At 66.5% G+C, this 10,266-nt stretch carries 5 protein-coding genes; 3 read left to right on the top strand and 2 right to left on the bottom strand.

Translation table 11 applies throughout. From position 1 onward, the window contains the following. Nucleotides 1-4 precede the first annotated feature (4 nt). A complete protein-coding gene (locus tag A5781_RS23300) occupies nt 5-2,008 on the top strand; it encodes an ATP-binding cassette domain-containing protein (RefSeq protein ID WP_082939486.1) in 2,004 nt (667 codons plus the stop codon). Here the strand turns inward: A5781_RS23300 and A5781_RS23295 are convergent. Further along, nucleotides 1,967-3,082 carry an esterase-like activity of phytase family protein gene (locus tag A5781_RS23295; RefSeq protein WP_067212619.1) on the bottom strand — a complete coding sequence of 372 codons (1,116 nt, stop codon included), beginning with the start codon at nt 3,080-3,082 and terminating at the stop codon, nt 1,967-1,969. The genes A5781_RS23300 and A5781_RS23295 overlap by 42 nt on opposite strands. 149 nt (nt 3,083-3,231) lie before the next feature. On the opposite strand from A5781_RS23295, the gene A5781_RS23290 reads away from it, so the two are divergent. Then, on the top strand, nt 3,232-5,184 hold the full coding sequence (locus tag A5781_RS23290) for an acyl-CoA dehydrogenase (RefSeq protein ID WP_067212616.1): 1,953 nt from the start codon (nt 3,232-3,234) through the stop codon (nt 5,182-5,184). Between the two features lie 30 nt (nt 5,185-5,214). Here A5781_RS23290 and A5781_RS23285 read toward each other — a convergent pair whose 3' ends face one another. Further along, the gene (locus A5781_RS23285) at nt 5,215-5,679 is read right to left on the bottom strand and encodes an LppP/LprE family lipoprotein (RefSeq protein WP_067212641.1); all 465 of its coding nucleotides are present in this window, start codon (nt 5,677-5,679) and stop codon (nt 5,215-5,217) included. A 303-nt stretch (nt 5,680-5,982) separates the two neighbouring features. Here A5781_RS23285 and A5781_RS23280 point away from each other — a divergent pair, with 303 nt between their 5' ends. Continuing rightward, the gene (locus A5781_RS23280) at nt 5,983-10,173 is read left to right on the top strand and encodes a bifunctional nitrate reductase/sulfite reductase flavoprotein subunit alpha (protein ID WP_067212612.1); all 4,191 of its coding nucleotides are present in this window, start codon (nt 5,983-5,985) and stop codon (nt 10,171-10,173) included. The last annotated feature ends 93 nt before the right edge of the window (nt 10,174-10,266 follow it).

Raw genomic sequence — 10,266 nt, 5'->3', positions numbered from 1 at the left:
AGATGTGTATAAGAGACAGACCCCCGCCCATCCGATCGATCCGAACCTGCGCGCGCCGACCCAGCGCGAGACCCAGCGCATGCGCGTCGTGCCGCCGCAACCACCGCCGGTCGAGCCGCCCGCCCGCCCCGACCTGCCGCCGCCCGCCGAGCCCGCCGCCGCGGCCGAGGCCCCGGAGAAGGGAGGCCCGGGCCTCATCGAGCGGATGATCACCTCGAAGCTGCGCGTCGCGCGCCCCTCCTTCCGCACCGCGGAGACGAATGCCACCTATCGCTTGCCACTCAAAGCCGACGCGCGCACGGTGGGGGTGGTCGCATACCAGCTGGGTCTCGGCATCGACGGCCGCGAGATCGTGTCGGACATCTCGTTCACGGCGCGTCCGGGCATATTCACCGCGGTCGTCGGGCCGTCGGCCGCACGCAACTCCGCGCTGCTCGGGCTGCTCGCAGGCACCAGGCAACTCAGCTCCGGGCGGGTCACCGTCGACGGCCACGACGTGCACGCCGAGCCGGAGTCCATGCGCACCCGCATCGGCATCGTCTCGTCCGAGGACCGCCTGCACCGCCAGCTCACCGTCGCCCAGGCCCTTAGGTACGCCGCCGAAATTCGCCTGCCGCACGACATTCCACCCGAGCAACGCGACCGCGTGGTCGGCCAGGTTCTCGAGGAGCTCGAGCTGACACCATACGAGTCCAGCCGGATTGGCAAGCTTTCGCCCGAGGTGCGCCGGTGCGCCGCGCTGGCGGTCGAGCTCATCACCCGGCCGACACTGCTCGTCGTCGACGAGCCGAGCGCCGGTCTGGACGCGGAGCAGCAACGCCACGTGATGGCAATGCTGCGGCGCCAGGCCGACATCGGCTGCGTGGTCGTGGCCGCCGTGTCGTCGCAGACGTCGTTGACGAACCTCGACCTTTGCGACCAGGTGCTGGTTCTCACCTCAGCCGGGACGGCGGCGTTTCTGGGCCCGCCAGTGCAGATCGAGTCCGCGATGGGCACCGCGGACTGGTCGAGGGTGCTCGAGCGGGTGAGCGCCGACCCAGACGGAACCCACCGCGCCTTCCGCGCCCGGCCGCTGGCATCGACGTTGACCGGGCCGCCGGAGATCACCGCCCCGCCGCCGCCCCCCGCCGAGCCCGCCATGACGCGGCAGATCCGGCTGCTGGCCCGCCGCGATGTCCGGCTGATTTTCGCCGACCGCCTCTATTTCGTGCTCTTGGCGATCTTGCCGTTCGCGCTTGCGGGTCTGACCCTGCTGATACCGGGCGATTCGGGCCTCGCCCGGCCCGGGCCGGGAAGTACTCACCCGCACGAGGCCATCGAGATCCTGGCTGCGCTCAATGTCGCCGCGGTGATCATCGGCACCGCGCTGACCATCCGGGCCGTGGCGCGCGAGCAACGCATCTTCCGGCGCGAGCAGGCTCTCGGGCTGTCGACCGCGGCCTACCTGGCCGCCAAGATCCTGGTGTTCGGCCTGGCCGCGGCCATCCTGACGGCCATCGTGTTCGCCATCGTCGTCGCCGACAGGGGCGGACCCCCGCGTGGCGCCGCCTTGCTGCACAACGCCACGGTCGAGCTGTATGCGAGCGTGGCGGTGACGGCCATCGTGTCCGCGGTCGTCGGGCTCGCGTTGTCGGCGCTGGGGACGTCGCTGCGTGAGGTGTTGCCGCTGCTGCTGCCGGTGATCCTGGCGTCCGCGCTGTTCAACGGAAGCCTCGTTCAGCTGGTGAGCAAATGGGGCTTCCAACAGGTCTCCTGGTTCGTCCCGGCCCAATGGGGCTTCGCCGCGTCGGCGTCCACCGTTGACCTGCGCAGGGTCGACGGGCTGGCCGCCAACTCGCAGATGTGGACCCACTACAGCGGCTGGTGGGTGTTCGACATGACGATGCTGGTGCTCTTCGGCGCCGCGGCCGCGGGCTTCGCCCTCTATCGGCTCAGGCCGGTCGTCCAGCAGCAGATCCCTAGGCCGTCACATCGCGAACAACAGGAACTGAGTGACCTGACTCGGTGAGAAGTTGTTATCGCTGACCAGCACCACCGATTGACGACCATCGGGCAGCTTCGGGCCCAGCGTGATGCCCTCGACATTATCGAGGGGCGACAGTCCTGGCGTGGCGGACAAGTCGACCGCCAGGGTCTTGCTCATCGGGGTCACGGCCGCGTCCTTCATCGCCGGGGTGGCCAAAACGTCGGTCGCCGCGCCGATCTCGGCCCGGTAGATCCGCACGGTCGGCGGCATGGCGGAGGATCGTTCGATCACCAGAAACGTGGTGTCCGACAGGGCGACCAGGTCAGAGAGGCCGTTGACGTCGGCGGGCGGTGTGGGCGGCTCCATCGGGTAGGCGTACTGCGCGGTGGGCGCCCCGGAGGCGACGTCGAACTTGGTCACCCGGGTGAGCACGCGGTGGCCGTCGTCGCTGACCGGCCCGTCGTTGTAACCGGGGTCCTCCATCGCGGCGAACAGCGATCGGCCGTCGGGCGTCAGCGCCAATCCCTCCAGCGCCTTGTTCCGGCGCGGACCCGTGGGCTGCGCGGACATCGCCAAGTTCGCCGGCAGCATGAATTGGCCGAGGTAGGCGCCGTCGAGCGCGGCCGATCGAACCCACGGGTCGAGCAGCAACGGTCCCGCGGTGCGCCGCTCGCCTTCGGAGGACCAATACAGCCGTTGCCGGCCGGGATCGAAGGCGATGCCCTCGGGATCGGGGGGAATGACGGGCGGCGTGGCGTCCGGTCTGAGCGGTGGGAACGGCTGGCCGGACCGGTCCAGCAGCGGGCGGGTGCCGGTGAAGGTGACGTTGTCGATTCCCCTGTCCGACAAGGACAATTGCACGGTGTAAAAGCGGGCCGGGTTCTTCTCGGAGCGGTCGTCGCTGATGACGTAATAGAGGTGACGGCCCGCGTCATAGCTGAGCGCCGACAACCCGCCGATGTCGGTGCCGTCGAAGGTGGCGTTGAACGGGATCCGCGACTGACCGAGGTAAGCCAGCATCGGCCGCGGCGTGGGCGCCGGAGTGGGCGGGTGGGCGTCTGAGCATCCCCCCAGCAACAGGGCGAGACACACGGACGCCACCCTTAGACGGCACATACCCGAGAAGGTATCGCCGAGGGTGCACTCAGCGCGAGAATCGGGCCTCGACCTCGCACTGGAGGCACGCTCGGTGGAAACATCAGTTTGCTCGCCCCTGTCCTTAGGTCGTTATTCCCGCGACGGGAACCGCAGGATACGGTCGGGTTATGGCGCCAGACACCGCAACCATTGCCGAGCAGCTGCGCAACGCCCTCGACGGGCGTTGGCGGGACACGAGAAACCAGCTGCGATCCACCATGAGCGAGGACCTCTTCCGGCCGCACTACACCCCGAACACGGTGATCGCGCGCACCAAGGTGGCCGAGCAGATGAGGATCATGGCCGCGTTCGGTGCCGCGGCCGACAACTTCCGCAAGGAGCATGGCGGCACCGGCGACATCGGCGCGGCGATCACGATGATCGAGATGCTCGCGATGTCGGACCTGTCGTTGATGGTGAAGGCCGGCGTCCAGTGGGGCCTATTCGGCGGCGCCGTGGAGAACCTGGGCACCGAGCGTCATCACGAGGCGTACGTGAAGAAGATCATCAGCCTCGAGTTGCGGGGCTGCTTCGCGATGACCGAGACCGGGCACGGCAGCGACGTCCAGTCGCTGGAGACCACTGCGACCTACGACCCCGAGACCGAAGAGTTTGTCATCGACTCCCCCACGCCGACGGCGCGTAAGGACTACATCGGTGGCGCGGCCGAAACGGCCACCATGGCAGCGGTATTCGCCCAACTGATCACGCACGAGGACGGCAAACCGCTTCACCACGGCGTGCACTGCCTGATGGTGCCGATCCGCGACTCCGACGGCAACGACCTGCCGGGGGTGACCACCTCGGACTGTGAATACAAGGGCGGCCTGCCCGGCGTCGACAATGGCCGCATCGTGTTCGACCACGTACGCGTCCCGCGGGTGAACCTGTTGAACAAATACGGCGACGTGGCACCGGACGGCACCTACAGTTCGCCGATCGAGAATCCGAGCCGCCGATTCTTCACCATGCTGGGCACGTTGGTCCGCGGACGGATCACGGTGGGCGGCAGCGCGGGCGCCGCGGGTCGCGTCGCGCTGGACATCGCCACGCGATACGCGTTGCAGCGCAAGCAATTCAGCGCACCCGATGACGAGTCCGAGGTGCTGATCATGGACTACCTGGTGCATCAGCGCCGATTGTTCCCTTTGATCGCAAAGTCATACGCGCTGCAGTTTGCCCAGAACGAGTTGGTCAGTAAATGCCACGACATCCAGACGGCGGACGCCGTCGACGCCGACGAGCAGCGGGAATTGGAGGCGCGCGCCGCCGGGCTGAAGGCGGCCAACACCTGGCACGCGTCCCGGGCGATTCAGGAGGCGCGAGAGGCTTGCGGCGGCGCGGGCTACATGGCCGAGAACCGGTTGGTCGCATTGCGCGGTGACACCGACGTCTTCACCACGTTCGAGGGCGACAACCACGTGCTGACGCAGTTGGTGGCCAAGGAGCTGCTGACGGCTTACGCCGACGACATCCGCAGCATGAGCCCGGTCGAATGGGTGCGTTTCGCCGCCAACACCGTCGGCGAGCGCGTCGTCAAACGCACTGCCGCCGAGACGATTATCCAAACCATCGTGGACTCCCGACAGGACAGCGAGGAAGAGGGCAGCCTCTTCAACCGCGGCACGCAGATCAAGATGTTCGAGGACCGCGAGGAATATCTGCTGGCGTCCGTCGCGCGTCGACTGCAGGCCAAGTCCAAGGAGATGTCGGAATTCGATGCCTTCAACGCGGTGCAGGATCACGTGCTGCACGCCGCTTCCGCGCACATCGACCGGGTGGTGCTCGAAGCGTTCGTCGCCGGCATCGACGCCTGCCCGCACGAGGAAGCCCGAGAACTGCTGGGCATCCTGTGTGATTTGTACGCGCTGTCGGTGATCGAGGACGACAAGGCCTGGTACATCGAGCATCGCTACCTATCCACCGACCGGGCCAAGGCCGTCACCCGCGGTATCAACGATCGGTGCCGCGCGCTGCGCCCGCACGCGCAAACGCTCGTCGACGGCTTCGGGATTCCGGAGCAACTGCGCTACGCCGAGATGCTGCACCCGGAAAACTTGGCGGACGACATCACGAACTGACGGGCCGCTTGATCGCGTTGTAACGCAACGCTATTGATTCGGGATTTTGCCGAGCGCCTTCAGCTTGCCGTCCGGGCCGATCTCGAACTTCACCGTGCCAACGCCGGTGGGACAGCAGGGCTGATCGTTACCCTTCAACCATTGGTACTGGACCGTGACGGCGTCATCGGAGGGCGGCAGAACGGTGATATACGGCTTGGGATTTGGGGTTGGTGTACCCAGCGGAGTGTTGTGATCGAAGAACAGCAGCTGCTGCCCGGTGGATTCACTGGCAATCGTCGGGATGATCTGCACCCAGTACAAGCGGCACTTCTTGACATGTCCGCGAGCGATTTCCACCCACGTCGTACCGGGGACGGTGATCGGGACCGAGGCGATGGCCCGCTGCACCGTGGCGGGCGCCGGCCCGTCGGAATCCTTGCACTTATCGGGTGACACCGGCGGCGAACCGGCTTGCTTCCAGCCGCAACCGGAGGCCAGCAGGATCACAATCAGCTGACGCACTCGGTGAGCTTAGCGAAGGCTGTGAATGTCCCATTTGTTTGGTCGGAGACCATGTTCTGACAGGTAAACCGCCCGGCCCCGCCGGTAGCCTTGAGCGGAGTCGGCGGGTCGACGATGACCCACCCTGAACTGGGGATATGCGGCTTTTCCAAGACATCACGCGGGCGCTCTCGCCGGTGAGAGGAAGCCGTAAAGCGGGGGAAACTCCGGATATCCGGTGCCGAAACATCCTCGTCGCACCATTCAACGTAAGCCCGTTGCGCTCAAAGGAGGAAGTGCGTGACCAGGGAGTCCATGGCGTCACAGCACGATGCCGTGAACACCATGTGCGCATACTGCGGCGTCGGCTGCGGGATGGTGTTGCAGGTCACAACCGATCCCGAGAGCGGTCGCCGTCACATCGCGAAGTCGGTTGGAAACAAAGAACATCCAGCCAACTTCGGCCGGTTGTGCACCAAGGGGACAACCACTTCCGACTTGCTCGGTGCGCCCGGGCGGATGGAATCCGCACACGTACGCACCGACCGCGGTGAGCCCGTCGAGCCCGTCGATATGGACCGGGCTATCGCCCAGTGCGCGAACCGGTTACGGGCGATCATCGACACGCATGGCCCGGATTCCTTCGCGATGTACGTGTCGGGCCAGATGTCCATCGAGGCGCAGTACCTGGCGAACAAGCTGACCAAGGGCTTCATCGGCACCAACCAGATCGAGTCGAACTCGCGGCTGTGCATGGCCAGCGCCGGTTCCGGCTACAAGCTCTCCCTGGGCGCCGACGGACCACCCGGCTCTTACCAAGACTTCGAACACGCCGACGTCTTCTTCGTCATCGGCGCCAACATGGCCGACTGCCACCCGATCCTGTTCTTGCGGATGATGGACCGCGTCAAGGCCGGCGCAAAACTCATCGTCGTCGATCCGCGCCGCACCGCGACCGCCGACAAGGCCGACCTGTTCCTCCAGATCTCCCCCGGTTCCGACCTCGCACTGCTCAACGGGTTGTTGCAGCAGATCGTTGAAAACGGGCACACCGATCCCGACTTCATCGCCGAGTTCACCGAGGGGTGGGAGGCGATGCCCAGCTTCCTGGAGCAGTACACCCCCGACAAGGTCAGCGAAATCACCGGGATTCCCCAAGAACACATCCGCGCGGCGGCCCGGATGATCGGCGAGGCCGAGAATTTCGTGAGCTGCTGGACCATGGGCCTCAACCAGAGCACGCACGGCACCTGGAACACCAACGCCCTCTGCAACCTGCACCTGGCCACCGGCGCGATCTGCAAACCCGGCAGCGGACCCTTCTCGCTCACCGGACAGCCCAACGCGATGGGCGGCCGCGAAATGGGCTACATGGGGCCGGGACTGCCGGGCCAGCGCTCGGCCCTATCCGCGGAGGACCGCGCCTTCACCGAAGACCAGTGGGGTATCCCCTGCGGGACACTCCGCACCGAGGTCGGCACCGGCACTATCGACATGTTCTCCCGGATGGCCAGCGGTGAAATCAAAGCGTGCTGGATCGTCTGCACCAATCCCGTTGCCTCCGTTGCCAATCGGAAGACCGTGCTGGCCGGTCTGGAGCGTGCCGAGTTGGTCATCACCCAGGACGCCTTCCTCGAAACGGAGACCAACGAATACGCCGACGTGCTGCTGCCGGCGGCCCTGTGGTCGGAGGCCGAGGGTGTGATGGTCAATTCCGAGCGCAACATGACGCTGTTCCAGCCGGCCGTCACCGCGCCGGGTGACGCGATGCCCGACTGGCAGATCATCGCCCGGATCGCCTGCGAGATGGGCTTTTCGGCCGCTTTCAGCTACGGCTCCGCCGAAGAGGTCTTCGAAGAGATCAAACGGTTCTCGAACCCGAAGACCGGCTACGACCTGCGCGGCGTCAGCTACGAACGGCTGCGTCAGGGCCCGCTGCAATGGCCATGCGCACCCGAGAGCACGGACGACCGCAACCCCATTCGTTACCTCAATGACGGCGTCAGCCAGGCCAGGCTGGTCCGCGAGGACGGCAGCTCTCCCCGGCTGGCCTTCCCCACCGCGAATGGTCGTGCGGTGTTCTTCGCCCGCCCACACCTCCCGCCCGAGGAAATGCCGGACAACGACTACCCCTTCCTGCTGAACACCGGTCGCCTACCGCACCAGTGGCACACGATGACCAAGACCGGCAAGGTCGCCAAGCTCAACAAGCTCAATCCCGGGCCGTTCGTGGAAATCCACCCGGACGACGCCGCACGGCTGCAGATCACCGAAGGCGACGCGATCGAAATCGCCTCCCGCCGCGGTCGCGCCGTGCTGCCCGCCGTGATCAGCGACCGGGTGCGCATCGGTAACTGCTTCGCGCCGTTCCACTGGAACGACGTGTTCGGCGAATACCTGGCGATCAACGCGGTCACCAACGACGCGGTGGACCCGATCTCGAACCAACCGGAATTCAAGGCGTGCGCGGTCACGTTGGCGAAAGTTTCTGTCGCCCCGGCCGGTCCGAGTACCGACACACCAGAACTCGTTTCCGCGGAGGTGCTGGAAATCAGCGCGTCACAGGTCGACGCCCTCGCCGACTTGCTCGGCGTCGCAACCAAACCCGCGCCGGAATTCGACGAACTCGGCCGCTCCTACCTTGCCGGGATGTTGACCGCACTTCGGTCGGATGCGGGGCGGCGCACCGCCGGGGTGCCGACCCTGCCGCAAAGCGCTCCCTTCGATCCCGGCACCCGGCTGTGGGTGGATGGCCTGCTCGCGGGCCTGTTCTCGCGTGAAAGCGCCCCGCGGCCGACGCCGGCCCCGGCGGTCAAGGAAGCGACGATCGAGCCACCCGAAGCCAAGCCCGCCAAACGGACACCCGTGGTGGTGCTGTGGGCATCGCAAACCGGGAACGCCGAAGAGCTCGCCGCCGATATCGCCGCCCGGCTGGGCAACGCCGACGTGCCGGTCTCGTTGCGCGCCATGGACGACTTCCCGGTGGGTGAATTGGCGACGACTCGGGAGTTGCTGCTGATCACCAGCACCACCGGTGACGGTGAACCACCGGACAACGGCGCCGGCTTCTGGCGCGCGCTGACAACCGACGGCGCAACGAAATTCACCGGCACCCGCTACGCCGTGCTCGCACTCGGCGACTCCAACTACGACGACTTCTGCGGCCATGGCCGCAAACTCGACGAACGTCTGGCCGAGTTGGGGGCGACCCGCATCATCGACCGGGTCGACTGCGAACCGGACTACGACGACGCAGCGGGCAAGTGGCTGAGCGGTGTCATCCAGGCGCTCTCGCGCACTCCCGCGCCGGTGGGCCGGGATGGCAGTGCGGCGGCCACCACCTCGACTGCCGCGCCGGTTCGCCCGGCCAACGGCTCCGGAACGGTCGGATACACCAAGAAACACCCCCTGATCACCGGCATCGTCCGCAACACCGTGTTGAGTCAGCCGAAATCGACAAAAGACGTGCGGCATTTGGTTTTCAGCCTGCCGGAAGAAACCGTGAGCTACGAGGCCGGTGACGCGCTGGGGGTGTGGCCCCGCAATAGCGACCGGTTGGTCGACGAGTGGCTGGCGGTCACCGGACTGGACGGGCAGACGCCCGTCGAGGTCGGCGAGCAGGGTCTGATGTCGCTGCGCTCCGCGCTCACCGAGCGCATCGAGATCGCCCACATCAGCCGGGACCTGGTGCGGTTCGTGCAGGAGCGCACCGGCGACTCGACGCTCGCCGAGCTGCTGAAGCCGGAAAACAAGCGCGCACTGTCGGATTGGTCGTGGGGGCGCCAGTCCATCGACCTGCTGGCACAGCACCCGGTCTGGGCGTCGGCCCACGAGTGGTTGCGGGTGCTCAAACGCCTTCAGCCGCGGCTGTACTCGATCTCGTCGAGCCCCAAAGCGTGCCCCGGGGAAGTTCACCTCACCGTCTCGCCGGTGCGCTACAACTTTCAGGGCGTCCCCCGCCGCGGGGTGTGCTCGACCTACCTGGCCGACCGCTCACCCGGTGATCGCGTCGCCGTCTATCTGCAGCAGTCGAGCAACTTCCGGCCACCCGGCGATTCGCACACGCCGATGATCATGATCGGCCCCGGCACCGGGATCGCGCCCTTCCGCGGGTTCCTGCAGGAGCGTCGCGCGCTCGGGCACACCGGACCCAACTGGCTGTTCTTCGGCGAGCAGCACGCCGCCACCGACTACTACTACCGCGACGAACTCGAAAAGATGCGTGCTGACGGGTTCCTCACCGAGTTGGACCTCGCGTTCTCGCGGGACCAGCAGCAGAAGGTCTACGTGCAGCATCTGATGCGCAAGCGTGGGGCCGAGCTGTGGCGCTGGCTGCAAGACGGCGCCCAGCTGTACGTCTGCGGTACCGCGGACCCCATGGCTAAGGACGTCGACCGTGCGCTCTGCGAAATCGCGGCCGAACACGGCAACCTCGATCCCGATGGGGCGAAGGAGTATGTCCGGTCGCTGAGCGCCGACAAGCGCTATCACCGCGACGTCTACTAAGCCTCCCGGGTCGCGCGACTCGTAATACGACGGAAACGTCGTGCGCCTGTCGCTGAAACAACCTCGCTGCACCATTCAGTCAATGGTTGCGTC

The organism is Mycobacterium sp. 852002-30065_SCH5024008 (genome assembly GCF_001665645.1).
GTDB classification, from domain to species: Bacteria; Actinomycetota; Actinomycetes; order Mycobacteriales; family Mycobacteriaceae; genus Mycobacterium; species Mycobacterium paraffinicum.
Note: the sequence above shows the minus strand (reverse complement) of the source record. Positions and strands in the feature narration are given on the sequence as shown.

What these genes read in the sequence shown, in the direction of transcription:
- A5781_RS23290 (WP_067212616.1), top strand. Translation starts at nt 3,232, where the DNA reads ATGGCGCCAGACACCGCAACCATTGCCGAGCAGCTGCGCAACGCCCTC.
- A5781_RS23280 (WP_067212612.1), top strand. Translation starts at nt 5,983, where the DNA reads ATGGCGTCACAGCACGATGCCGTGAACACCATGTGCGCATACTGCGGC.
- A5781_RS23295 (WP_067212619.1), bottom strand. Translation starts at nt 3,082, where the DNA reads ATGTGCCGTCTAAGGGTGGCGTCCGTGTGTCTCGCCCTGTTGCTGGGG.